General features: G+C 51.4%; 21 protein-coding genes. 11 read left to right on the forward strand and 10 right to left on the reverse strand.

Annotated features, from left to right (window positions below; translation table 11 throughout):
* Positions 1-105 precede the first annotated feature (105 nt).
* The gene (pabB, locus tag BLW37_RS05970; protein ID WP_091341104.1) at positions 106-1,464 is read left to right on the forward strand and encodes an aminodeoxychorismate synthase component I; all 1,359 of its coding nucleotides are present in this window, start codon (positions 106-108) and stop codon (positions 1,462-1,464) included.
* Positions 1,465-1,531: 67 nt separating this feature from the next.
* On the opposite strand, the gene BLW37_RS05975 is transcribed toward pabB, so the two are convergent.
* Entirely contained in the window at positions 1,532-2,593 is a 1,062-nt protein-coding gene (locus BLW37_RS05975) for an alpha/beta hydrolase (protein ID WP_171907558.1), read from the reverse strand.
* A gap of 364 nt (positions 2,594-2,957) precedes the next feature.
* Here BLW37_RS05975 and BLW37_RS05980 point away from each other — a divergent pair, with 364 nt between their 5' ends.
* The 6 genes from BLW37_RS05980 (at position 2,958) to BLW37_RS06005 (ending at position 7,627) form a co-directional block, all read left to right on the forward strand.
* Entirely contained in the window at positions 2,958-3,239 is a 282-nt protein-coding gene (locus BLW37_RS05980) for a CopG family ribbon-helix-helix protein (protein WP_091340943.1), read from the forward strand.
* A complete protein-coding gene (locus tag BLW37_RS05985; protein WP_091340945.1) occupies positions 3,239-3,514 on the forward strand; it encodes a type II toxin-antitoxin system RelE/ParE family toxin in 276 nt (91 codons plus the stop codon). The genes BLW37_RS05980 and BLW37_RS05985 overlap by 1 nt, the downstream gene beginning before the upstream one ends.
* 56 nt (positions 3,515-3,570) lie before the next feature.
* A complete protein-coding gene (locus BLW37_RS05990) occupies positions 3,571-4,152 on the forward strand; it encodes a CoA pyrophosphatase (protein WP_171907559.1) in 582 nt (193 codons plus the stop codon).
* A 90-nt stretch (positions 4,153-4,242) separates the two neighbouring features.
* Positions 4,243-4,710 carry a YqhA family protein gene (locus BLW37_RS05995; protein WP_091341106.1) on the forward strand — a complete coding sequence of 156 codons (468 nt, stop codon included), beginning with the start codon at positions 4,243-4,245 and terminating at the stop codon, positions 4,708-4,710.
* A 114-nt stretch (positions 4,711-4,824) separates the two neighbouring features.
* On the forward strand, positions 4,825-6,045 hold the full coding sequence (locus tag BLW37_RS06000) for a dipeptidase (RefSeq protein WP_091340948.1): 1,221 nt from the start codon (positions 4,825-4,827) through the stop codon (positions 6,043-6,045).
* A 205-nt stretch (positions 6,046-6,250) separates the two neighbouring features.
* Positions 6,251-7,627: an L-serine ammonia-lyase gene (locus BLW37_RS06005; RefSeq protein WP_171907563.1), complete on the forward strand. Its 1,377-nt coding sequence runs from the start codon at positions 6,251-6,253 to the stop codon at positions 7,625-7,627.
* Between the two features lie 43 nt (positions 7,628-7,670).
* Here BLW37_RS06005 and BLW37_RS06010 read toward each other — a convergent pair whose 3' ends face one another.
* Positions 7,671-10,841, reverse strand: a complete 3,171-nt coding sequence (locus BLW37_RS06010) for an efflux RND transporter permease subunit (protein ID WP_091340951.1) — start codon at positions 10,839-10,841, stop codon at positions 7,671-7,673.
* A gap of 3 nt (positions 10,842-10,844) precedes the next feature.
* Positions 10,845-12,047 carry an efflux RND transporter periplasmic adaptor subunit gene (locus tag BLW37_RS06015; protein ID WP_091340953.1) on the reverse strand — a complete coding sequence of 401 codons (1,203 nt, stop codon included), beginning with the start codon at positions 12,045-12,047 and terminating at the stop codon, positions 10,845-10,847.
* A gap of 344 nt (positions 12,048-12,391) precedes the next feature.
* On the opposite strand from BLW37_RS06015, the gene BLW37_RS06020 reads away from it, so the two are divergent.
* Positions 12,392-14,359, forward strand: a complete 1,968-nt coding sequence (locus BLW37_RS06020) for an ATP-binding protein (RefSeq protein ID WP_171907560.1) — start codon at positions 12,392-12,394, stop codon at positions 14,357-14,359.
* Here the strand turns inward: BLW37_RS06020 and BLW37_RS06025 are convergent.
* The 3 genes from BLW37_RS06025 to BLW37_RS06035 all read right to left on the reverse strand — a co-directional run bounded on the left by BLW37_RS06025 (position 14,308) and on the right by BLW37_RS06035 (position 17,606).
* The gene (locus tag BLW37_RS06025; RefSeq protein WP_091340957.1) at positions 14,308-15,441 is read right to left on the reverse strand and encodes a beta-ketoacyl-ACP synthase III; all 1,134 of its coding nucleotides are present in this window, start codon (positions 15,439-15,441) and stop codon (positions 14,308-14,310) included. The genes BLW37_RS06020 and BLW37_RS06025 overlap by 52 nt on opposite strands.
* A gap of 153 nt (positions 15,442-15,594) precedes the next feature.
* Positions 15,595-16,767, reverse strand: coding sequence for a vWA domain-containing protein (locus BLW37_RS06030; RefSeq protein WP_091340958.1), 1,173 nt, complete (start codon positions 16,765-16,767; stop codon positions 15,595-15,597).
* On the reverse strand, positions 16,767-17,606 hold the full coding sequence (locus tag BLW37_RS06035; protein ID WP_091340960.1) for an AAA family ATPase: 840 nt from the start codon (positions 17,604-17,606) through the stop codon (positions 16,767-16,769). The genes BLW37_RS06030 and BLW37_RS06035 overlap by 1 nt, the downstream gene beginning before the upstream one ends.
* Positions 17,607-17,795: 189 nt before the next feature.
* Between BLW37_RS06035 and cysK the strand changes: the two genes are divergently transcribed.
* The gene (gene cysK / locus BLW37_RS06040; protein ID WP_091340962.1) at positions 17,796-18,764 is read left to right on the forward strand and encodes a cysteine synthase A; all 969 of its coding nucleotides are present in this window, start codon (positions 17,796-17,798) and stop codon (positions 18,762-18,764) included.
* A gap of 126 nt (positions 18,765-18,890) precedes the next feature.
* Positions 18,891-19,340: a hypothetical protein gene (locus BLW37_RS06045; protein ID WP_091340964.1), complete on the forward strand. Its 450-nt coding sequence runs from the start codon at positions 18,891-18,893 to the stop codon at positions 19,338-19,340.
* Positions 19,341-19,368: 28 nt separating this feature from the next.
* Here the strand turns inward: BLW37_RS06045 and BLW37_RS06050 are convergent, their stop codons facing one another.
* Both BLW37_RS06050 and ggt read right to left on the reverse strand, forming a co-directional pair.
* Positions 19,369-20,112, reverse strand: coding sequence for an enoyl-CoA hydratase (locus BLW37_RS06050; protein WP_091340965.1), 744 nt, complete (start codon positions 20,110-20,112; stop codon positions 19,369-19,371).
* Positions 20,113-20,127: 15 nt separating this feature from the next.
* The gene (gene ggt, locus BLW37_RS06055; protein ID WP_091340967.1) at positions 20,128-21,867 is read right to left on the reverse strand and encodes a gamma-glutamyltransferase; all 1,740 of its coding nucleotides are present in this window, start codon (positions 21,865-21,867) and stop codon (positions 20,128-20,130) included.
* Positions 21,868-21,975: 108 nt separating this feature from the next.
* On the opposite strand from ggt, the gene rrtA reads away from it, so the two are divergent.
* A complete protein-coding gene (rrtA, locus tag BLW37_RS06060; RefSeq protein ID WP_091340969.1) occupies positions 21,976-22,572 on the forward strand; it encodes a rhombosortase in 597 nt (198 codons plus the stop codon).
* 40 nt (positions 22,573-22,612) lie between these two features.
* Here rrtA and BLW37_RS06065 read toward each other — a convergent pair whose 3' ends face one another.
* Both BLW37_RS06065 and BLW37_RS06070 read right to left on the reverse strand, forming a co-directional pair.
* Positions 22,613-23,413: an NF038132 family protein gene (locus BLW37_RS06065; protein ID WP_091340970.1), complete on the reverse strand. Its 801-nt coding sequence runs from the start codon at positions 23,411-23,413 to the stop codon at positions 22,613-22,615.
* A 174-nt stretch (positions 23,414-23,587) separates the two neighbouring features.
* On the reverse strand, positions 23,588-26,059 hold the full coding sequence (locus BLW37_RS06070; protein WP_091340972.1) for a S9 family peptidase: 2,472 nt from the start codon (positions 26,057-26,059) through the stop codon (positions 23,588-23,590).
* Between the last annotated feature and the right edge of the window lie 86 nt (positions 26,060-26,145).

Genomic DNA, 26,145 nt, shown 5'->3' on the forward strand with positions numbered 1-26,145 from the left:
TCAAACTTTTTTGTCCGGCGGGTGTACTGGGTATATCATACAACGCATCAAAAACAGCGGCCAGAGTTTCATACACCTTCCCTGATCGCAACCTTGGGTATTTACATGCAGCATTACCATATTAGTGGCGACGCCCCAACCAATTTGCTGGATTACTTTGCCCCGCTGGCACAGCAACCTTGGGCGATTTTGCTGGACTCGGCCGGGCCGGTGGGTAAAAACAACCGCTTTGATGTGCTGGCAGCAGAGCCGGTTTGCACCATTGAAGCCAAAGACGGCCATACGGTACTGACCGATGACAAAGGCACCCATCACTATCAGCAGCATCCACTTGCGGTGCTTAAAGCAGCGCTGCGCTGCTACTTTCCTGAACCTGCTCCCAAGCTCGATTTGCCCTTTCAGGGCGGTGCTCTGGGTTACTTCGGTTATGATCTTGGCCGCTACAGCGAGCAGATGCCGAATGTTGCAACCAAGGATTTGCCATTGCCCGATATGGCCATCGGCATTTACCTCTGGGCTTTGGTGCTGGATAAAGAAAAGCAGCAGCTGTGGTACCTGGATTATCGCGGCGATGCCGAACAAAACTGGAGCAAGCTCAATAACCGGCTTAGTCAGTATCGGGAACAAGCCGCCTCCTTTGCATTAACCAGCGACTGGCAGGCCAATATGGACAAGGCTGGCTACCAGGCCCGTTTTGATAAGGTGCATGAACACCTATTGGCTGGTGACTGCTATCAGATTAATCTGGCGCAGCGCTTTAGTGCCAGCTACCAGGGCAGTGAATGGCAAGCCTACCGGAAACTGCGCGCCGCCAATGCCGCGCCTTTTTCTGCCTTTATGCGCTTGCCCGAAGGCTGCGTGCTGAGTATTTCGCCGGAGCGTTTTTTGCAACTACACGGCCACGAGGTAGAAACCAAGCCGATTAAAGGCACCAAACCACGGCACAGCGACGCCACACTGGATGCTGAGGCGGCCGAAGCACTGCGCAACTCGCCAAAAGACCGCGCCGAAAATGTGATGATTGTTGATTTGCTGCGCAATGATTTAGGCCGGGTGGCCGAGCCTGGCAGTGTGCGGGTACCGGATTTGTTTGCCATTGAAAGCTACCCGGCGGTGCACCATCTGGTGAGCACTGTGACCGCCACCCTTAGAGCCGACGCCGATGCCACCGACTTATTGCTAGCGGCTTTTCCAGGCGGCTCTATTACCGGCGCACCAAAAATCAGTGCCATGACCATTATTGAGCAGTTGGAGCCTCATCGTCGCTCGGTGTACTGCGGCTCCATTGGTTACATCGACCATGGCGGCGATATGGACACCAACATCGCCATCCGTACCCTGGTGGCCTGCAACGGCCAGCTGCACTGCTGGGCCGGTGGTGGCATTGTTGCCGACTCCGAAGTCAACAGCGAATACCAGGAAACGCTGGATAAAGTGCACAAAATTCTGCCCGTTCTGTTGTAATCAAGTAATTCATACAGCTTAAACGTTACTTGCTTTCTGTTATCGCCTGGGTGCTATCTGCTAGTACCTAGGTGCTTAGAGGCGGTATTGCTGTCAAATGAGAAATTGCTAAAATCGGTTCATTATCTCTGTGAACTGTCCCCTGCCGGAGGAGCTCATGGCGGTCAACACCTCGAAGGATTTTCTCCATTAAATTAATCACCGTTTCTGTTTCAAAATACGCTGAATGAATGTTTTTTTCATTTTTTGCGATGAGCTCACTGCAATCAATATCCCACACATTGTCCGGAACATCATAACGACGATCGATGCCACTTCTTCCTAACCGCCTTTTACCAAAGTGCTTAAAACCTGCTGACATGCCTAAAATTTGATCCCGACCGGTATACAGGGAAGTAATGCGATATGTAAGCTGGGCCATCGCATCACCAAGGCTTAAATCAACACTCTCTCCACTCTTAAACAAGTCATTGTCAACATCAGCCGCCACTAATACCAGCTGATTAATTAAACTCACTAACATAGGCTGATTGTTATGTTGCCATGTTAGGTTTAACGCCTCTTGCAAAACATAACTTCCCATACTATGAGCAATGATTGAAGTCTTAGCACGGCAACGTCTTTCCTCATCGACTTCGTTCTGTTTCATCAGCAGATAATCGTATAAGTTATTTAAGACCTCTGATAAATGAATGGCTGAGCGGCGAGCATCAGCCCGATCAGGATAATAACTAGTTCGGCGCCCATTTGAAGGCCAGGTAAACAACACACAAACTCCTAGGTTTTTTTTGCTAAGAAATAAATCAGCACATAGCTTTTCATATCTTCGTGCGGCGCTAGCCCAGGTGTTGTTATACCCATGAACAAACAGGGTCACATGTTTCTGAACATCATGGTCAGCAAGATCAGAGATCAAAGGAAACGAATTTGCTTGTTCCATAAGAGCTTTCTTGAAATCTCTATAACTGGCTTTCTGCCATGCTGACATCTTATCGAGCGGCCCTTTCTCAGCAACCCAATAAGAGAGATCTTGGGCAATTTTTTCTCCTAACAGGTTGTTTCCTCTTGAACCAATCCGTACTCGTTTTGGTTCACTCCGGTTAGAAATCATCCAATATTTGGGATTCATAGTTAAAGTCTCCATTTAACGTTAATAAATAGACGCCTCCCAATGCAAACTTAAATCGAAGACCTTCTGACCAAAATTTTAGGAGTAGATTGCACCGCATCTTTAATTTTTGCTCAAATATGAGGAGTTGCATAATGCCTAAAATGATAAAGTTATGATTTTTTTCACTAGGCCCAAGCACACAAGCATCGTCGTCCAGTCATGCAGGCTGCAGCGACATCGTCGCCACAGCGAGTACTGGATAAAGTGTCCAAAATACTTCCCAACTTACGGTGAGGTTGTTTTTAGCAGGGCGTATTGAACAACAGCAAATGAATCACTATGATTAACTTTGAATCAGAATTAATCAGCAGGGGCATGCCTTATGAAAAACAATAGCTCACCATCAGAAACCAAGGTGCTGACTGCCCATGTGCCCTTACCGCTGGCCGAGAAAGTGGACCAACTGGCAAACCGGCTGGAGCGTTCGCGCGGCTGGATCATCAAACAAGCATTAGCAGCCTGGGTCGCGCAGGAAGAAGAGCATGACCGTCTGACACGCGAGGCACTGGCGGATGTAGATGCTGGCCGGCTGGTTGATCATCAGGCGGTGCAAGCCTGGGCTAAAAGCCTTGCTACTGAGCAGCCTTTGCCACTGCCCCGATGATGGAGCTGAAGTGGACCAGTAAGGCGCTGTCGGATGTGGTGCGGCTGTATGACTTTCTGGCGCAAACCAATCCGCTTGCTGCGGCACGGGCAGTTCAGTCATTGACTAAAGCACCCACTTGTTTACGAACCAATCCCCGCCTTGGCGAGCAGATTTTTCAGTTCGAGCCTCGCGAAGTCAGGCGAATTTTTGTGGCAGAGTATGAGGTTCGCTACGAAATCCAGGATGCAACCATTTACCTGCTCAGGCTATGGCATACCAGGGAGCATCACTAAATGATGGTGCTAACCATGCAAGTCGCCACAACAGCCAGCTTCTACAGAATCAGCCCATGATTTACTCACCCGACTGGCTGCTCGCCCGCTTTAACACCCATTTGCCGCCACCGGCGGCGCGAACCTTGCAAAACCAGAGCGGAGCACAACGCGCTGCGGTGCTGCTGCCTTTTTTGCAAGGCCCTCAGGGTTTGGAGTTAGTGCTGACCAAGCGTGCCGCGCATTTAAAACATCACCCCGGCCAAATCAGTTTTCCTGGTGGCCGTATTGAAGCCGGTGAAAGCAGTAAAATGGCAGCGCTGCGCGAAGCCGAAGAAGAAGTTGGGCTTAATCCCAGTGATGTGACCATTGTGGGCCAATTGCCGCCACAGGCTACCAGCACCGGCTTTGTGATTGAACCCTGGCTTGGGCTGGTGCATGCCCCACCCCGCTGGCAATTGCAATTGGATGAAGTGGCCGATATCTTTCACGCACCTTTAGAAGAATTATGGCAAGAACAGCGCTGGCAGCAATGGAACTGGCAGCATCAGGGCCGGCAGTACCCGGTGCATTTTCTGCACTGGCGCCAGCAATTGATTTGGGGCGCCACTGCCGCCATCCTGCACCGGTTAAAGCAGCAACTCGGGCAGCCTGGTTAAAAACCGAGCCAGCCTGGGAACCAAGCAGGTGGGCCGGGTTCAAATTGTTCAATTTATTGCTGCATTTTTGGGAGAGCCGCTTTGGAAAAAATTCTGCAAAGCAGTCGTATCTTGGTGATCCTCACCATTGTGGTGTGCGCAGCATCAGCTTGCCTGTTGTATGCATCCAGTGTTGCCATCATCTATGGCATTACCCTTGAGACGGTGCTGAATATCCCGGTCAAAGCCGATGAAGGCAAACGGCTGGCGGTGAAGCTGCTAAAAGTACTGGATACTTTGCTGATCGCCCTGACCTTTCAGATTATCGCCTCTGCGCTCTATCGTTTATTTTTGACCAAGGAAGAAAGCAAAGACAAAGGCTTGTTAAAAGCGCTGGATATTAAAAATTTTCATGATCTGAAAATCACCCTGATGCAGGTTGCCTCTGTCATTCTGGTGATATTGTTTCTGGAACAGGCGGTGGAGATTGGCGCCACGCTGGAAACCCTCTATTTTGGCCTGGCCGTTGGTTTTGTAATTCTGGCGATTACCCTCGCTGCCCGGCAGATGAATCATTAGCCTTGCTGTTAATGCCCTGATTCTGAGGATAAAGAGGATGGTACTTTGGCTGCAGGCCCGTTATCCTGTTGGCGAACATATACTAAGAAAATACCTCAGGAACAGGAGCACACCATGTCCAAACTAATCAGCGCCCTTGCAGCCGGTTCATTGCTGCTGATGGGCTCTGCCCTGGCCGAGCGCCAGCCCCGCGATGTCAGCGAACGCGAAGCCTGGGCAGTCCATTCCCGGGTGCTGACCTTAGATACCCATGTTGATATTGGTCGCGGTTATGCCACCCATCTGCTGGATCCAGGCCGTTTTACCACCGCACAGGTGGATCTGCCGAAAATGCGTGCTGGCGGCTTGGATGCGGCCTTTTTCATTGTGTACGTTGGCCAGGGCTCCATGACGGAGCAAGGCTATGCCAATGCAAGGCAGCGGGCCGAAGAAAGCTACCAGGCCATTAAACGCATGACCCGGGCTTATCCGGAGCAAATTGGCCTGGCTCGCACCGCTGATGAAGTGGAAGCACTGCATGCCGCGGGCAAGCTGGTGGCGTTAATTGGCATGGAAAACGCCTACCCACTGGGTACCAGCGTGGAAGAGATTCCGCTGTGGGCGGAGCGTGGTGTCCGCTACGCCAGCATTACCCATATGGGCAACAATCAGTTTGGCGGCAGCTCCAACCCACGGTTGGATCAGGGCGATACACCCAATCAGGGTTTAACCGACCTTGGCCGGCAGTTGGTGCAGGCACTGAATGATTACGGCATTATGGTGGATATTTCGCATGTCGGTAAACGCAGCTCACTGGAAGCCATGGCGCTGTCGCGTGCGCCTGTTATCGCCTCGCACTCTGGTGTAACCGGCGTGCACCCAAACCTGCGCAATCTGGACGATGAACAGCTGGATGCCATCAAGGCCAATGGTGGCGTAGCGCAAATGGTGGCTTTTCGCAGTTATGTTGCCACCGTTGACCCACGCATTCAAAAAGGCCAGGAAGCGTTACGCCAGCAATACCTAGCGGCTGGCTGGGGTGGCGCCAGCGATGCCGATGTGAAAGCTTACATGACTGGCCTGACCGAGCTGCGCCGTACTTATCAGGATGTAACATTGGCGCAGTTTGTTGATCACATTGATTACGCCGTTGATCGCATTGGCATTGAGCACGTTGGTATTGTGTCGGATTTTGATGGCGGCGGCGGCGTGGAAGGTTGGGATGATGCCACTGAAACCATCAACGTCACCTGGGAGCTAATGCGCCGTGGTTACAGTGAAGATGACATTCGTGCGCTTTGGTCTGGTAATGTGCTGCGGGTGATGCGTGCCGTCGAGGCAGCAGCCAAGTACTAACCACCTACTTATGGTACCAACTGCCGTTCAGCCGAGACTGGACGGCAGCCTTTTCCCTTAGAAAATTTCATGTAAATCTTTAGATACAGCACTGACAGGGGTTGCAGCTGAAACCTGACCTGACCAGTTCCAACCGCACTTACAGCCTGCCCAGCTTTGGTATACAATCCATCTATCTTGGTTTAATCAGTTTATTTAACTTATGATTATCAGCGCTTTTGATATGTTCAGCATCGGTATAGGCCCCTCCAGCTCACATACTGTCGGGCCCATGCGGGCTGCCCACCAGTTTACCGAACAGCTGAAACAACTGGGTAAACTTGAATCCGTCAATCGTATTAAGGTCGAGCTCTATGGTTCGCTTGGGCAAACCGGCATTGGCCACGGTACCGGCAAAGCTGTGATCCTGGGGCTGAGCGGCTATTTGCCAGAAAACATCGATCCGGATCTGATCCCTGAACTGCTGCATCAGGTGCATACCGAGCAGAGCCTGCTGTTGGCAAAGCAGCAGCCCGTTAAATTCCCGCGTGAGGGTGCCATTACCTTTCATCGGCGCAAAACCTTGAAAGAGCATTCCAATGGCATGGAGTTAGTAGCCTGGGACGGTGACAACGAACTGCTGCGTGAAGTGTATTTTTCCATCGGCGGTGGCTTTATTGTTAAAGCCGAAGATTTCGCCAAAGAAAAAGAGGCCGCCAGTCAGTTCGCCGCCGATAACCCGCCCCCCTATCCGTTTGAAAGTGCGGCTGAACTACTGGCGCTTTGCAAAGAGCATGGCTTATCGATTTCCAGCCTGATGCTGGAGAACGAGAAAGTCCTGCGTAAGCCAGAGCAAATCAAAGATGAACTGTTTCATATCTGGCAGACCATGCGGGATTGCGTCGAGCGTGGCATCCGTACCGAAGGTATCTTGCCCGGTGGATTAAAAGTTAGACGACGGGCTCCTTCGCTGTATCGTCGCCTGAGTGTCGAAAAAAGTTCGGATCCCTTGCAGGTGATAGACTGGGTGAATTTATTTGCTTTGGCTGTGAATGAAGAAAATGCCGCCGGTGGCCGGGTCGTTACCGCACCAACCAATGGTGCCGCTGGCATTATCCCTGCCGTGCTGATGTACTACGACAAGTTTATTCAGCCGGTGACACCAGAGATCGCCATGCGCTATCTGCTTTGCGCCGCCGCCATTGGTATTTTGTACAAGAAAAATGCCTCCATCTCTGGTGCTGAAGTCGGTTGTCAGGGGGAAGTTGGCGTTGCCTGCTCGATGGCTGCCGGGGCTTTAACGGAGATCCTGGGCGGTACCGTCAGCCATGTAGAAAATGCGGCAGAGATTGGCATGGAGCATAACCTGGGCTTAACCTGCGATCCGGTCGGCGGCCTGGTGCAGGTACCCTGCATTGAGCGCAATGCCATGGGCTCGGTGAAAGCCATCAATGCCTCACGGCTGGCGCTGCGTGGCAGTGGCGATCACAAGGTATCGCTGGATAAAGTGATTAAAACCATGTGGGACACCGGTAAAGACATGCAGACCAAGTACAAGGAAACCTCACGCGGTGGTCTGGCCGTGAATATTATTGAGTGTTAAAAATAAGCCCCTGACAGCAGGGGCTTTTTTGTACTGGCTGTATTTAGCTAAGTTCACCTAACCGGGTGTCGATTTTTTGTTCTTTGCTGCGAAATAAGTTCTTCACGTCTTCGAGGATGACATAAAGCGCCGGGATCAGGATCAGGGTGATCACGGTGGCAAACAAAATACCAAAAGCCAGTGATACCGCCATCGGTACCACGATTTGCGCTTGCAGGCTGCGCTCCAGCACAATGGGCGTTAAGCCCAGGAAGGTGGTCATCGAGGTCAGCACAATGGCGCGAAAACGCATGGTACCCGCCTCCTCCACTGCCTGACGAATGCTGTGCCCGGCCGCTCGGGCTTTATTGACGAAGTCCACCATAATCAGACTGTCGTTCACCACCACCCCGGCCAGGGCAATCAGGCCAAACACCGACATAATGCTCATGCTAAGCCCCAGCACCATATGACCGACCACAGCACCAATCAAGCCGAAGGGGATCACGCTCATAATAATCAGCGGCTGGCTGTAGGATTTGAGCGGAATTGCCATTAACGCATAAATCAAAAACAGCGCCAGCACGGCGGCTTTGAGCATATCACGCTGCGCATCCATTTCATCCTGGCTGCTGCCTTCCAGTGCTGTGGTTACCCCTGGATAGCGGTGTGGCAATTCTTTCATAATGCCCTGACGCACTTCACGCACCACCCGGCCGGGCTCGATGCGATCTTTATCGGCTGCTGCAGTAATAGTGACCGCCCGTTCGCCATTGACCCGATTGATGGCATTAAAAGCCGGTTGCAACTGATAACTGGCGACCATGCTAAAGGGCACCTCGCCACCGTCGGCCGTGCGGATCCGCATCTGTTCCAGATTACCCAGTGAGTTACGCTCCTCTTTCGGGTAGCGCACCATCACTTTGACTTCTTCGCCATCGCGCTGCACCCGCTGCGCTTCAGCACCGTAAAAGCCATAGCGCACCTGGCGTGCCACATCGGCCAGCGTCAGCCCCAACAAGTCGGCTTCTGGTTTCAGTGTCAGCACCACCTCGTCATTGCCGCCACTTAAGTTATCCTGGATATCGTACACCCCTTCGTATTGCTCCAGCGCCCGCTTCAACTCTTCAGCTGCAGCTTCCAGCATGGCCAGATTATCGCCGCGGATTTGCAGTGCAATGTCGGCACCACCACCGCCAGCGCCGGTCGAAGCATTGATGTTAAATGAACGCAAGCCAGCAATCTCTGGCATTTCTTCACGCCAGATACGGGCAATTTCAAAGCCATCAATTTCACGTCCTTCACTTTTCTCCAGCTCCAGTACCATCTGGCCGCGGGTATCGCTGTTTAAAAATACCAAGCGGTGTTGAATCACATCGGCATTGTATTCCGATTTGAGCCGCTCATTGGCCCGCATTAACGCGGCTTCCATTTCATCCAGCGCTTGTTGGGTTTGCTGACTGGATGAGCCCTCTTCCATCAAAATACTGGCCTGAATAAAGTCGCTTGGAATATCGGGGAAAAAGACCCAACGGACAAAGCCTCCGCCAAGCAAGCCAATCATCAACAGCATCAGCGAGAAAAAGCTGACTAGGGTGAGGTAGCGGAACTCAATGCAACGTCGAATAAAAGGCCGGTAGTGCTGATGGATCAGATGCTGCAGTTTACCGGCCACCCACTCACGGATGCCACGTAAAAAGTTACTGGCACCACGCCCACTGGCATAGAACAGACCGTGCCGGTTTGGGTCCCAAGGCTTCATATCGATATGGGCAATGTGGGTAGGCAGAATCAGCTTGGACTCGACGATAGAAAAAGCCAGACACAGGATCACAACCCAGGCAATGGACTCCCAAATCGGCCCCATGGAGCCACCTACCATTAGCATGGGGAGAAATGCGGCGATGGTAGTCAGCACACCAAAGGTGGCTGGCATAGCCACTTTCTTGGCACCGGCAATAACCGAGTCCATCGACTTGCCTTTTTTCTCGATTTCACTAAAGGCACTTTCGCCAATGATAATGGCATCATCCACCACAATACCGAGCACCAGAATAAAGCCAAACAAGCTGATCATGTTGATGGAGACACCAAACATCGGCAATGGCATCAGCGCCAGGGCCCCGAGGAAGCAAACAGGGATCCCCACCATGACCCAAAACGCAATGCGAAACTCCAGGAATAAGGTTAACGCCAGCAGCACCAGTAAAACGCCATACAGCAGGTTGCTGGTCATCAGCTCAATGCGGCCCTGCAGGTAGTAACTGCTATCCCCCCAGTGATCAAGGTAAATACCGGCCGGCAAGATCTCGCGCTGTTCTTCCACATAGCGCTTCACGTTCTCCGAAATTTGCAGGCTGTTGTCATCTCCCACCGCATCGACCCGAATGGATATTGAGGGCATGCCATCAAAGGTGGCTTCGCCATCGCGCTCAATAAAACCATCGTTGATACTGGCAATATCGCCTAAGCGTAAACGGGTGCCATCGTTAAAACGCAGCAGGATAATGTCGGCAAACTCATGGCCCCGGTAAGCCTGGCCCTTGGTACGCAGCAAAATATTGCCCGAGTCAGAACGGATAGAGCCGCCCGGAATATCGACCGAGCTGCCTCGGATCGCCTGCACCACCTGATCGAAGGTCAGTTGATACTCTCGTAGCACCGCTTCGGATAATTCGATGGAAATTTCATAATCGCGGGCACCGACTACCTCCACCTGACTGATGCTGTAGCGTTTTTTCAAGTCATCGCGAATCTGCTTGGCCAGCTCTTTCATGCTGCGCTCATCGGCATTGCCATAGAGCGACAACCAAATCACATTGCTCTGAAACCGCTGTCGATAGACCACAGGACGTTCAGCCTGCTCAGGGAAGGTAGCAATAGCCGCCACCTGGGTTTTGATTTCGTCCATCACTTCCATGATGTCGTAACTTGACGAAATCTCAGCACGCACAGTGCCTAACCCTTCCACAGCGGTAGAGCGGATACGCTTGATGCCATTGATCGAACGCAGTCGCTCTTCGATTTTATCGATCACCGCGCTTTCTACTTCCTGCGGCGCAGCACCCAGGTAAGGCACCCGAATGGTCACTTCATCCAGCGCAATTTCCGGAAAAATCTGTTTCTTGATGGTCATCAAAGAGGCGGCGCCGGCAATAATCAGCACCACCATCAGCAAATTGGCGGCGACGCTGTTCCGGGCAAACCAGGCAATTATGCCTTTATGTGTATCCATGCCTTAATCCCCCGCCATGTCACTGCCAGCTGCGGCCGGACTGTCCAGCCATTCGCCATTCACTCTGCCAAGCCGGACCTGCATGCCAGCCAAAGGATTGGGTAACGCCGATACAGCCAGATGATCGCCAGCATCCAGCCCAGCGACAACATAGGCGTAACGCTCATCGGTACGCTGTACCTGAACCGTTCGAAATTCCAGCTGCTTGTCGCTGTTTACCAGCAAAATTTGATTGCCTGGTCGTAGCAAGTTGCGAGGCACCGGGATCACTTGCTCAGAAGAGATGCCATCAATACTGGCATGGACAAAGCGGCCAAAACGCAGAGGCTGCTGCCCATCGGTCTGCAGGCGATAGGGATCATCTACCTGCACCACGGCATAAATCACCCGGCTACGCTCGTCCAGCACGCCTTCCGTGCGCACCAGCTTGCCTTGCCATTGTTGTTGTTGGCCTGCAACCAAAGCGCTCAATTCAACGGCCGGAAACTGTGGTTGCTCACCAGAGGGCAGATGCATAAAAGCCAAATCGTTATCACTGAGCGGCAACCGAACCTCAGCCAGATCGGTCCCAAAAATACTGCCCAGCACAGTGCCACGGCTGATGAATTGACCCAGATTCACAGCTCTGCTTTGCAACAAACCGGCATAAGGAGCACGAATTTCAGTCCGGCTTAGATCCCGGGCTGCCCGCTCCAAGTCGGCTTCTGCAGAGCGAACGTTAGCCAACTCACGTGCCAGTTGTGGTCGACGCAAACCCAGCTCAGGCGCATCCCCTTCGGTAAAAGATGCCCATTCTTCTTCGGCGACCCGGACCCTGGCCAGCTCTTCCTGCAGTGCTGCTGTGGCACGAGCCAGGTTGGCTTCGGCTGCTTTCACGGCAGTCAGGTAGTCATCTTGTTCTACCGTGACCAGTACTTCGCCGGCAGCAAAAAAGCCTCCTTCAACAAAGTTGGGAGAAACCTCAATAATGCGGCCATTCACTTCAGAGACCAGGCTGGTCATTAGTTTCGGCCGCACCGTGCCCTGGGAGCCAATCCGGTAGATCAGCGTTTCTGGTTGGGCCGTAATGGTATCAACCAGAACCCCAACAGGTAAGTCTTCTCGCTGCTCCGCTGGCTGCCGGCCTTTCATCAGGCCCAGCATTAAGGCTATGGCCACGAACAGGATCAGTACCGGCAAGATAATTTTTAGTTTTTGCTTTGCCATGAAACACTCTACAGCTTGTTTTATCAGTAGTTTCTATAGTAACGAAAAAAAAGCCGGATTGGTTGTGCTAAATGTTACAGCTCAAATTTAAAGCCGCCGCATTGCATAAATTAGTAATAAATAAAAATCTTTAATTTCATAATCTTATTAAGCCAACCTGGGTTTAGCATCGCTCGCAACTGGAGAAAACCGCCGGAAGCAGACATACTTTGTTACAAAGCAATCAGTTGCTCGGGCAATTTGGGGCCTCCCCTGTCATGGTTAGAAATGTAGTTATTTTCTTGCTCTGCTTTTCAGCTTCAGCCCTGCTGCACGCGTCCGAGCCGGATTGGTACAGGGAGTTGATGCAACACAGTAGACTAGAACCACAGTCGGCTAAACTGCAAACCCTGGAATTACTGGCACAAACCGCAGAGTCAGACTGGGAGCGACGCTATCACCTGACCAATGCGCTCGGCTATCAATTGCTTATCTTGTCCAATATCGACCAAGGGGAAGCACTGATCCAGAACTGGCTTGAGCAGGTGCCGTCACAGCATACACAATGGCATATTCGCAGTTATGAGCTGCTCGGATTGTTTGCATATCGCCGCAACGAGTTTGGCGTGGCTCAGTATCACTTGCAGCATGCGCACCAACTGGCACAACAGCATCAGGACTATAATCGCCTTGCCTCTATTCACATCAACAGCGCGTTATTAGTGGGTGGGATTGGCTTGTACAATGAAGCTATCCAGCTTTTACAACAGGCAGAACAACTCGCAGAGCAACATAACTTAAGTGCCGCCACCAAAGCGATTAGCCGCAACAATCACTCCACCCTGTTGATGTTGATGCAGCAGCATGAAGCGGCCATTGCGCATTTGAATGAATCGTTGCAGTTGGATTATTTTCAGCAAGATGACATTGCCTTTGTTCAGCGCACTCTGGCAAGCAGTCACCTGGCACTGCAGCAATACGATGCTGCTGCTGACTTTGCCAGGCAAGCGCTTACCTATTATCTGCAACGGGATGATCCCCACTCCATCAGTCAGCTTTATCTGCTGCAGGCCGAACTGGCATTTGTACGCGGCCAGGTAGCTGAAGCGGAGCAACAGCTAGGCCTGGTCTGGCAGCAATTGTCAGAGCACAACTTACCCAGTGTTGAGCTGCAAGCTAACCTGTTGCAAAGCCAGCTGTATCAAAAACAGCAACGCTATGAAGAGGCCTTGCAAGCCATGCAGCGCTACAGCGAGTTATACAGCCAAAGCCAAAATGATCAGTCGCACCGTAATGTGTTACGGCTACGTGATCAATTGCAGTTCCAGCAACAACAACAAGCCATCACTGCGCTGGAAAATCAGTTGCTGGTTTCAAAGCTGAAATCTCAGCACCAACAAAAGCAAAATATCACCATCATCAGCTCACTCAGTGCTATAAGTTTGCTGCTGGTATTTTTCTTTTGGCAGCAACAAAAAAAGCGTATTCAGGCCGAACAATTGACCCGACAGGTGCGTCAGTCACTGCAACAATTGCAGCAGACCCAACAACAACTGATCGAGTCTGAAAAGATGGCATCACTCGGCTCCTTGGTCGCAGGTCTTGCGCATGAAATGAATACCCCGCTCGGGATCCTAACCACCGCCTTGTCGGTATTGGACGAACAATTAGCCACACTCACGGCTGCAGCACAATCTAAGCAGTTGACCCAGCAAAAGTTTATTTCTTTTTGTGATAAAACAACCGAATCACTGAAAATTAGCCAGCACACAGTACATCGCTGCTCCAATCTGGTCATTAATATTAAGAAGTTAGCCATACAACCGGAAAAAGAATCCAGTGTGAACCTTAGCAATTTGATTGCTAACGTACGAACATTACTCAAAGTGCAGCTGCATCATGTTGATGTACAGGAAAGTGGCACCGATCGGATGTTGCTGTGCAGTAGCCAACAACTGCAAATGATACTGCTGGAGCTATTTCAAAACTCCCTCCAACATGGCCTGACTCAGGTTGAAACACCACAAATCCGCTTGGAAGCAGAACAGCAGCCAACACAGTTGCTGTTACGTTATGCCGATAATGGCTGTGGCATTGCCGCTAAAGAACGCGAGCATGTATTCGTACCTTTTTACACGACAGCTCGAGGCAAAGGACAAACAGGCCTTGGATTAAACTTGGTGTATAACCTAATGACTCACGCTTTTGGCGGCAGTGTTGAGCTCACGGCCACCCAAACTGGTTTTGAGTTATTACTGCACTTCCCGATCTCGATACTTTGCTATGCACCCGAAGCAGCCAGTTGCTCCAGTACCAGGCAACCTATGGAGTAACCAGCCCCAAAAGAGCACAGAATGGCTCTATCGCCCGCTTGCAAACCTGCCTTATGCTGGTGAAAAGCAATGATGGAGCCAGCGGATGCGGTGTTGGCGTAGCGATCCAATACTAAGGGCGCTTCTTCCGGCAACGGATCCCGGCCAAGAATTTTTTTAGCGGCAAAGATATTCATATTGATATTGGCCTGATGCAGCCATAGACGCTTTAACTGAGCCGGCGTCACTTGCTGCGCTGCCATTTCAGTAGCAATCACATCGGCGACCAGCGGTAGTAGCTCTTTAAAGACTTTGCGGCCCTGCTGGCGGAAAAAGGCAACCTCTGGCTCTGGTGTCGAAAAACAATGCTCAGTGTATCCAATGTCGCAACGGATATTGTTGGAAAACTCGGTTTTTAGCCGCATGCCCAGTATCCGAAACGCCAGTGGTGCGCAACAGGTGTCTTCGGCTTCAATAATGGTGGCCGTACAAACATCACCAAAAATAAAGTGACTATCGCGGCTGCGGTAATTGACCTGTGGAGAAGCAAACTCCGGGTTGACCACCAGCACCACTTTGGCGGTACCACCACGAATGGCATTGACTGCATTGCTGATGGCAAAGGTAGCGGATGAACAGGCTACATTCATATCAAAAGCATAACCAGCAGCGCCCAGCTGCTGCTGCAGCTCCACCGACAAAGCAGGATAAGGCCGTTGCATATTGGAAGCTGCACAGATGATCAGATCAATATCGCTGGCAGTTTTACCGGCCTCGGCCATGGCTTCTTTGGCTGCGTTCAATGCCATTTCCACCATTTCCGGCACCTGTTCTTCACCACGGCGCGGAAAGACCGGGTGCATCACAGCCGGATCCAAAATACCTTCTTTGTAAAGCACATGGCGCGACTTAATACCGGAAGCTTTTTCGATAAACTCGCAGCTGGAGTGCCCTAAAGCTTCCAGCTCACCGCGCTCAATTTCAGCAGCATGCTGCTGATTAAAGTTATCCACATACTGGTTAAAGCTGGCAACCAGTTCTTCGTTGGAAATACTATCGGCTGGTGTAAAAACACCTGAGCCACTAATCACAACTTTTTTCATAGCCTAACCTTGTCTGGGTCGATCTGTGCAATCAGATCTGCTCGTTATCTACCGATTATAGCGCTGTCAGCAAAAGCTGACACGACAAATCTGGTGTTAATTCATGCTCGAGCTGCCATCAAACGGAATCGCCAGGCGAGACAGCTCATACCACTAATTAAGTAAAGTACGCATGGCTTGCTGTAAACCATCCAGAGTCAGTGGATACATGCGCTTGGCCATAATCTGTTGGATCAGGCCAATCGACTGATAGTGCGGCCACCAGGCCTCGGGTTGCGGATTCAGCCACACGGCTTTTGGATACTGTGCCAGCAAGCGCTTTAGCCAGACTTCACCGGCCTCTTCGTTGTAATGCTCGACACTGCCACCAGGCCAGGCAATTTCATAAGGCCCCATGGTGGCATCGCCGACAAAGATTACTTTGTAATCAGAACCATAGGTATGGATCAGATCCAACACCTTGGTTTGTTGCTCGCGCCGGCGTTGATTGTGTTTCCAGACCCCTTCGTACACGCAATTGTGGAAATAAAAAAACTCCAGCTGTTTAAACTCGGCCCGGGCAGCAGCAAACAGTTGCTCGCATTCCTGAATGTAATCATCCATTGAGCCACCCACATCAAAAAATAACAGTACCTTGATGGCATTGTGCCGCTCGGGCTGCCATTGTAAGTCCAGCCAGCCGCCCTGCTGTGAGGTGGCGCGAATGGTCTCTGGCAAATCCAGCTCCTGACTGGCACCACTGCGGGCAAAACGGCGTAATTGCCTAAGCGCCAGCTTCATGGAGCGATTATTGAGCTCGGCATCTCCATCCAGATCACGAAACTCACGCTTATCCCAAACTTTAACGGCCCGTCGGGCGCCTGATCCTTCCTGGCCAAGGCGGATCCCCTCCGGGTTGTAGCCATAGGCGCCAAAGGGTGAGGTACCGCCGGTGCCTATCCACTTGTTGCCACCAGCGTGACGTTTTTGCTGCTCTGCAAGACGCTCTTTAAATTGCTTCAGCAACTCATCCAGACTGCCTAACCCTTTCAAAGCTTTCTTTTGCGCATCGGTAAGCTGGCGAATTACATCGGGTTTCAACCAGTCATCCGGGATCCGACTGGCGATATCCACGGCAGCAACGCCTTCAAAATACTCGGCAAAGGCCCGGTCAAACTTGTCGTAGTTGCGCTCATCTTTCACCAGCACCAAGCGAGCCAGGTAATAAAAGGCTTCGGTATCGGCAAACACCACCTGCTTATCCAGTGCCGCCAGCAGATCAAGCAGCTCGGTCAGGCTCACCGCCAAACCATGCTTGCGCAGGGTTTGAAAAAACTGGATCAGCATCAGCGGCGTCGGGCCATAAAGGCCAGCTTCTCTACCAAAGCTACATCCTGCTCATTTTTCAGCAAGGCACCAAACATCGGCATTAAACCACCTTTTTGCTGCTTGTCCTGCAGCACTTCGGCGGGGATATCTTCTGCCAAAAGTAGTTTTAACCAATCCAGTAGCTCTGAAGTGGATGGTTTCTTTTTCAGATTTGGCAGCTCGCGCAGTTCGAAGAACACTTCCAGAGCTGTACTAAGCAGCTGCTGTTGAATGTTCGGGAAATGCACACCGACAATCTCGGTCAGCAGGGCTGCATCCGGAAAACGAATGTAGTGGAAAAAACAACGCCGTAAAAATGCATCCGGCAGTTCTTTCTCATTATTCGAGGTAATGATCACGATGGGTCTTTGTTTAGCAGCTACCTCTTCACCGGTTTCATGCACATAAAACGCCATGCGATCCAGCTCGTACAAGAGATCATTGGGAAACTCAATATCGGCTTTGTCGATTTCATCAATCAACAACACCGGCCGCTGCTCTGCGGTAAAGGCCTGCCATAGCTTGCCCGGGCGAATGTAGTTGCCGATATCGTGAACCTTGTCGCTACCAAGCTGGCTGTCGCGCAAGCGGGATACAGCGTCGTATTCGTACAGGCCATGCTGGGCCTTGGTGGTGGATTTAATCGGCCAGCTGATAAGCTCAGCGCCCAGGGTTTGAGCCAACTCTTCCGCCAACCGGGTTTTGCCAGTGCCTGGTTCGCCCTTTATCAGCAAAGGTTTTTCCAGGGTGACGGCCGCATTGACTGCTAAGGCCAGTTCGTCGGAAACGATATAATGCTCGGTACTTTGAAACGACATGATCTGTCCTGCTTTGATTGCTTGCGACTACTTTACCGTGTTGATGCTGGTCGTGCCAGTGTGTCTGCACGAATTGCTACCAAGGGGTGCACTTAAACAGGGAATAACTTATAGCAAAACGCTTCTTTGCTTTTGGCCGTCCAGGCGTTAATTTAGCTCAAATTCTGCTAGGAAACTGGAGTCTGCGTAATGGCAAACATTTTTGATGACAATACATTGTCGATTGGCCGTACCCCACTGATCAAACTGAATCGCGTAACTGGTGGCAAGGTGTTCGCCAAGATTGAAGCGCGTAACCCAAGCTTTAGTGTAAAGTGCCGTATCGGTGCAGCTATGATCTGGGATGCAGAGAAAAAAGGCTTGCTGACCGAGGGCAAAGAGCTGATTGAGCCAACCTCAGGCAACACCGGCATCGCACTGGCTTTTGTTGCCGCCAGCCGTGGTTACAAACTGACTCTGACGATGCCTGCGACCATGAGCCTGGAGCGCCGAAAGCTTTTAAAAGCGCTGGGCGCTAACCTGGTTCTGACTGAAGGCCCTAAAGGCATGAAAGGTGCGATTGAAAAGGCAAAAGAAATTCAGGCCTCTAACCCGGAAAAATACGTGTTGCTGCAGCAGTTTGACAACCCAGCCAACCCGCAAATTCACTTTGAAACCACAGGTCCGGAAATCTGGAACGATACCGATGGCAAGATTGATGTATTTGTTGCCGGTGTTGGCACCGGTGGTACCATCACCGGGGTAAGCCGCTTCATCAAACTGGAGAAAAAGCATCCGCTGATTAGCGTTGCAGTAGAGCCAACCGACTCTCCGGTCATCAGTCAGCAACGAGCCGGTGAAGAGCTGAAACCTGGCCCACATAAAATTCAAGGCATAGGCGCTGGCTTTATCCCAGGCAATCTGGACCTGGAAATGATCGATCGGGTAGAGCTGGTCAGCAACGATGAGGCCATTGCGATGGCGCACCGCTTAATGAAAGAAGAAGGTATTCTGGCTGGGATTTCGTCCGGAGCAGCTGTGGTAGCAGCCAAGCGCCTGGCAGAACTGCCGGAATTTGCCGATAAAAACATCGTAGTGATTTTACCAAGCTCCGCAGAGCGTTATCTGTCGAGCCCGCTGTTTGCCGATGTCTTTACCGAGCAAGAGCTGCAGGCATAAGGACAACACTGTTCGTTATCCAAAAGGTCGCCGCGGCGACCTTTTTTTGTTACCCGTTTGACTTTACAGAATGCATTTCAAAGCCCAAACTGGGAGTCTGAATGCTTTTTAAAAGTCTTACCAACGATGCTGATACGCTTACTGCTTGCTCCATGGCTGTTACTTTTGTTGAGTGCTTGCTCTGAGCCAAATGAAGCTCTGTCGGGCACCTTCCATGCACCTGAACACGCCGCGGCTGAGTTTTTTGATGCCATTTATAACAAGAATGATCTGCAGCTTGCCAAAAGCCTGAGCACGCCAGAGCTGGCCGAACTGATTGCGCACTACGGCACCCCACGCCAGGTCGCTCGCACTTTAATCAATATGTCGTACGATGAAGTTACCATCAATGTGAACCGGGCCGGCCAGAACCTGCGCGAACAATACGGCAATGAAACCGATGTGATGCTGGTTTTTACCGGGCCTTTTGACGGCCGTATCGTCAATGAAATGAGAGTGGTACGTATGGTCCGGGTACGGGGACGCTGGCTGGTTGCTGAAATAAAAAACGATCCCTTTAGTCGGGGCCACAGCTAACCACGACAGCCCTGCTCAGCTGGCATTGTTATTTCTTTTGGAAAAACTGCTGTACAGCCTGCTGACAGGCATCGCTTTGCAGCAGTTGCTGGAACTCATTGAGCTCTTCGCGCAAGGTATAATGCAAAGCTTCCTGCTGATTGGCTTTGAGCAAACGCTTGCTGCTTTGGATAGCCTGAGTTGGCATTGCTGCCAACTGACGGGCTTTTTGCCCGGCGAAGGCCAACAGCTCATCGTGTGGTAGCAAACGATTGACAAGCCCCATTCGCTCAGCAGCAACCCCATCGAATGGTTCTGCCAACAGCAGGTATTCGCAGGCACGGTGATAACCAATTAGCTGTGGTAATAATAAGCTGGATGCCGCCTCCGGGCAGAGACCTAGCTTGGTAAAGGGCAGCTGAAAGCGGGTGTCGGCAGTGGCATACACCAATTCACAGTGCAACAAAGCGGTGGTGCCAATGCCTATCGCGAGGCCAGCCACAGCAGCCACAATGGGCTTCGGAAATTCAGCCAACTGATAGAGGAAGCGAACCGTCGGATGTTGCTGATTCAATTCACCACCATCAATGAAATCCTGCAGGTCATTGCCAGCGGTAAAGCAATCATCCTGCCCTTGCAGCAACACCACTTTGACCTGATCATCCTCGGCCGCCTGCTTTAACGCATCAGCCAACTGCTGGTACATCTGTTGGTTCAGTGCATTCTTTTTGTCCGGACGCTGCAAAGTTAAACTCAGAACGCCATCCTGCAGTTGTTGTTCCACGCCTGCCATTTTTGTTTCCTTCATTTAATGCCCAAGGACCTGACCTTCACGGCGCGGATCCGCCCCACCCTGCAAGCCTGTATCAAGCAAGACAATACCATGCAAGCCACTGTTTAAATCAATCAGCCGCACTTGATGGCCCATTTTCTCTAAAACCGATTGATGCTGTGCAATGGCAGTGCCTTTTTCCAGTGCAAGAAAGTCGTTACGGTGCGTCACCCGGGGTAAGTTAATGGCAGCCTGAATGTCCAGCTGCCAGTCTATCAGCGCAACCAGTGTCTGAGCCACATAGTTAATAATGCGACTTCCGCCAGGAGAACCCAACACAATGCGCAGCTTGCCATCACCATCAAACACCATCACAGGTGACATTGATGAACGAGGTCGCTTGCCGCCTTGCACCCGATTTGCTACCAGGTCACCATTCAGTTCGGGCGACAATGAGAAATCGGTCAACTGGTTATTCAACAAGTAGCCATTCACCATCAAGCCGGAACCAAACACATTTTCTATACTGGATGTCATGCTTACCGCATTACCATCGGCATCGACGATGGAAAAGTGGGTGGTGTTGCTAAGCTCCGGACTCGGGCTGCTTAACCGGACCAGCTCTTCAGTTGGCTGACCCGGGCTTACTTCAACCAGAGCTTTATCGGTTTGTATCAGTGCACTGCGTGTCGCCAGGTAAGCAGGATCGATCAATTGCTGAGTTGGCACCTCAACAAAGTCACTGTCGGCAACGTAATGATCGCGATCGGCAAAAGCCAGTTGTGAAGCCAGCCCAAATAAGTGAATAGCTTCAACGCTATCCGGAGCAAGCTGTCCGAGCTCAAAACGTTCCAGTAGACCAAGAATTTGTACTACCGCTATGCCCCCAGAGCTTGGCGGAGGCATGCCACAGATGGTGTAACTGCGATAGCTGCCACACACTGGCTCGCGTTCAACTGCCTGATAGGCGGCTAAATCGGTTAAGGCCAAAGTTCCGGCGTTGACTTTGGCTTGCTGCACCGTCTTGACCATAGCAGCAGCATTATTCCCTTGATAAAAAGCAACCGGGCCCTGCTCGGCAACCTGGCGTAAAATGTCGGCATAAGCCTGATTGGTAATCACAGCACCCGCTTGCAGCGGCTTGCCATCCGGATAGAAATAACTGCTGGCTTCCGGACTGTGCGAAATGCCCTGATTCCAGCCGACTTCCAACTGACGAGCCATGCGATCGGACACCGGGAAGCCCTCACTGGCCAACCTAATCGCATCGTCAAACAGCTGAGTCCAGGCAAGCTTACCATAGCGCTGATGCGCCTGATACATCGCCGCAAAGAGCCCAGGCACACCGACAGACTTCCCTCCTACATAGGCTTCTCGCCAAGGCATGGCGCTGTCCCCTTGCATAAACAACTGTTCATTGACTGCTTTGGGCGCTGTTTCACGGCCATCAATGGTGATCATCTGCTGCTGTGCCTGGTCCCAATGCAAAATAAAAGCACCACCGCCAATGCCTGAGCTTTGTGCCTCCACCAACCCCAGCACCAACTGCACCGCAATCGCCGCATCCATGGCACTGCCACCTTGCTCCAGTACGCGTATCCCGGCTTGCGAAGCAAGCGGATGCGCAGCGGACACCATAAACTGTTCAGCGTGAACCAATTGCTGTTGGTAGTAACCCGTTGCCGCCTCCGGCTCACGATCGGCTTGCATCGGCACTGCAGCCAATGCCAGCTGCGAACTGCACAAAAGATAAAGCGATGGAAGAAGAAACTTCATAAGCACCTGCTACTGCAACTTGTACCGAACTTTACCCTACCCAGAAGCGCGCCAAAGATCAATCCAGATTCTTCATGACAGAACAAAAGACTCTGCTAGACTAGCCAAATGCAGAATCTTTCCTTCTTACATCGAATTCCTCCGAGGCAGTCGCTGCTGGCAGCAGGTATTTTCCTGCTTGGTCTGATGCTGCTGTTAACATTGCCTGATAGCTGGGTCAATCGGCTGAATTATCAACCGACAGCAGTATTGAGTGGTGAATGGTGGCGTTTATTGACAGCCAACCTGCTACACACCAATCACTGGCATTTGCTACTTAACTTGGCTGGACTTGGCTTACTTTGGCTATTGCATCAACGACATTTTAACACCAATCGCTATTTGCTATGGTTATTGCTGGCGGGAAGCCTGACCAATCTGCTGTTGTTGCTGACCATGCCACAGCTGGATCGGATGGTGGGGTTGTCTGGCGCTTTGCATGCAATGGTGCTGCTGGGCGCGCTGGCGGATATCCGGCACAAAGACAGTACTGGTTGGCTATTGCTTGCCCTGGTGCTAGCTAAAGTTGCTTATGAACAAATCCGTGGACCGGATGAAGGATTGGCCGAATTAATTGCCGCTCAGGTGGCGGTAGATGCCCACCTGGCTGGCGCCGTAGCCGGTGCCTTATTATTTCCACTCTGGTGGTACCTGCACAAAAAATAAGGGCAGACATGACTGCCTGCCCTCACTTCAGAAGATAGACTTACTTTTTACGGCGAGCCAAACGGGCACCTAACAAGCCCAAGCCCAACAGGCCAAGGGTGGCCGGTGCTGGTACTGGATTAATATCACCAATTGGCGTCCCACCAACAGTGATACCATCAAACGCCATACCAGACTGATAGTTGGTATCAGACCAGTTCACCACGCCAAACTCAAGAAAGTAATTGCCTGTAGCCGCGATATTGTAACTGGAACTGATCCAGCCGGTATAACCGCAGCCAGTACTCCAGCATCTACCACTATCGGAGCCAAGTGCCGACCAGATCGGCGCTCCTGGATTCATCAAGACTTCATTCGGGTTTAAAGTCGCGGTAGGATCTGGCATATCAAAACCAGGTACAATGCTGCCACTGGGTGTCGTACGGGCAGTAAATAAAATGGCTACTTCGTTGTTTAACTCATCCAACAGACGGGCCCATGCATAATCTGCATAACCAGCGCCATCGGATGAAACGTAATTGAAAAAGAAGTTCAGTTCATCACCGGCCTGAGCTGAAAACAGCGCCGAAGTCAGGGTAGAACCAGTAGTAGCATCTGACGTTAATCCTGGAAGACCTACACCAGTGATGCCATTGCTCGTAGTCACATACCCATACTGGGTCGCACTGGTCGGTGCCAAAGTCACATCACCATTTGCGCCCATGGCACCACAAGAGCCAACACAATTCCAGTTAGCCGGCACGCCAGCGTCAAACAGTGAAGCACTGGCAGTCGAACTAAATGCTAATGCACCCAACAAGGCGCAGCTATAAATCATTGTTTTTGCTTTTTTTGTTAACATGACATGTCCTTATCATATTTAAGTTGTCGACCACATTATGCAAAGAGCGCGCCATATATTAAAACACTTTAAAATCATAAATTTAAATAAATTTATCATATTTTTATTCGGTCATTGTTAATTTTCCTGACACAAAAAAACCAGCCTGAGCTGGTTTTTTTTTATGTGTAGCTATTAATGACTTAAATGTTGCCACCAATCAGGTTGATCTTTTAAGTGCTTATCAAACCATGCCAACAGATGATCCCACCAGACATAGCGTTTTTCACGATCGATAATGTGGTGATCTTCGCCCGGGATCTCGACCAGAGCCACCTCACGCCCTAACAACTTTAAGGCCGTGAACATCTGTTGTGACTCGCCGGCCGGCACATTAACATCGGAATCCCCGGTGATCAGCAGCAATGGCGTATTGATCTTATCAGCCATATACAAGGGGCTTTGACCAACATAGAGCTCATGATTGTTCCAGGGGAAGCTGTCCCGACTGGCGATGCCAGAGTAGAGGAAACCCCACCAACCCTGCCCCCAGTAAGAGCTAAGCGCACTAATACCTGCATGCGAGGTAGAGGCAGCAAAGAGATCCGTTTGGGTGGCCAGATACATGGTCATAAAGCCTCCGTACGATGCGCCAATATTGCCAAGCCGCTTGCCGTCGACAAAGTCATGCTCGGCTACAAAGCGCTCTGTTGCATAGATGATGTCGTCAGCGGTGTATTTGCCCCATGCATTGACATGCAGCGCCGAAAAGCGCTGGCCATAGCCAATGGTTCCACGAGGTTGCACTACATAGACGATGTAACCATTGGCTGCCCAGTGGTGAAACGGATAGCGACCAGTGAACTGACGATTCACCGTGGTGGTGCCACCATAGTAATAAACGATGGTTGGGTATTTTTTACTGGCATCAAAATCCGGTGGCAGGTAATAACGGCCTTCAATGCGATCGCCCTGCGGATTCTCCACATGAAAATCGCGCACCTCGCCAAGCTGAATATGTTGATACAACGCAGCGCTGCTATGCAGCACGGTGGAGCGGCGCTGCCCTGGACGAATCAGCTCTAATTGTTGCGGTGTCGCCACCCCAGAGCCAACCGCCAGGACAGTGGCGCCACGATCATTGGCCAGTTCAAACCGTTCTATAACATCCAGCGATAACGCCAGCTTCTGAAAACGCTGCCGATTGGTATCCACACTGTATAGCGCGGAACGATCCCCCTCGCTCACCTGTGCAATCACCTGGCCACGCGCATTCACCGCAACCGAACTGATGGCTGGATGAAAGTCCTTCGACAAAGGCTGAATATGCTCGCCATTCTTATCCATCAGATACAGCTGACCATCGTAATCGTTAGCAATGTAATCATCCGACGGCAGGTTTACCCCGGCACCACCGGCAAAATTAGGACCGGCAACAACCAGCAATTGGTCTCGGTGGTAAAGCACCTGATTCAGATGTGCAAAAGTACCAATTTCACGGCTTTGCAAGGTGGTTAAATCCAGCTCAAACAAGGCTGAGCTGGCATGTGGCGGCGTTGTGCGATCATTGACCCGCTGGGTATACAGCAAAGCATTGCCATCCGGCCGGATATCGCTTAATACGCTGCTGCGCCTATCGGTGGTTAGTACCCGCACCAGGCCGCTGGCAATATCGAGCTGAAACAAGCGGCTGATATCGCGGTGACCACGCCAGCGATCTTCCAGCGCCCGGTACATTTTCGCCTTGGATTGCTGCAGACTGGTATCCGCTTCCGTCCATTGCAGGACGATGCTGTTGCTATCAGGTGCCCAGCGATAGCTGCCTAAACCAGTCTGGTTCTCCAGCAGTGACCGTAACTCACCGGTATTCAGGTTCATCAACCACAGCGTATTATTGGCCATGTAGCTCAGCCATTGATTGTCCGGGCTAAAAGCAGCGCGACTCAGCACCTGCCCGCTCCAGCTGCGCTGCACCTGGTTGCGGCTGACATCACGCAGCTCAGTGCGCTGCAACTGAGTATCGCTGACATCGGAGCGACCGCTAAAGCTGAGCAGCATCCAGTTGGTATCCGGCGATAGCGCTAACTGGGTGATGGTTTCTGCATTGGTTAGCAACCGATTATTGACCGGCTCTTTGGCCGCTAAACGAAAGGCGGCTGGCACTTCATTGCTACTGGTGACTTGCAGTAGTACCTCGTCATCGTCTTTACGACCATCGGTAAAGATCAGCAGTTGCTGCCAACCGGTCGCCAAAGCCAGCTCGGTACTGCTGCCATTTTTCGCTTGGAAATTGAGATACAGCTGTGCTGCTTTTACACCAGTCACTTCCAATCTGCCCTTGAAAAAAGCATCCTGTTGCAACTGTGCAAACCAAACACCTGGGCCCGCTGCAGCAGCTTCGGTTGGTGTCAACTGACGCCATTGCAGGCGCTGACCAAACAGTTCCACGGTGCGGCCTGCTACCGGAACAGGTTGTCGCTCCAATAAGCGCAGCAGTTGCTGACGCTGTTCTTTGGCTTTACCGCTTTGGTGCAGCGAGTCAGAGGCAAAAGCCGGTAAAGGGCCAAGAAACAGCACCTGCTCAGCTTGAACTGGAGCCGCTGTGCTTTGGGCAAAGCTCGGCAGTACAAACAACAGTAAGGTGATAGTAACGAAAACTCGGATCATCGGGGTGCTCTCATTTTAAGTAACACAATGCAAAGCTATGCTAACAAGCTCTTGTGCTTGCGACAATGCGGTGAAGGCCAAAGGCT

It is taken from the genome of Alkalimonas amylolytica (assembly GCF_900107845.1).
Lineage (GTDB): Bacteria > Pseudomonadota > Gammaproteobacteria > Enterobacterales > Alteromonadaceae > Alkalimonas > Alkalimonas amylolytica.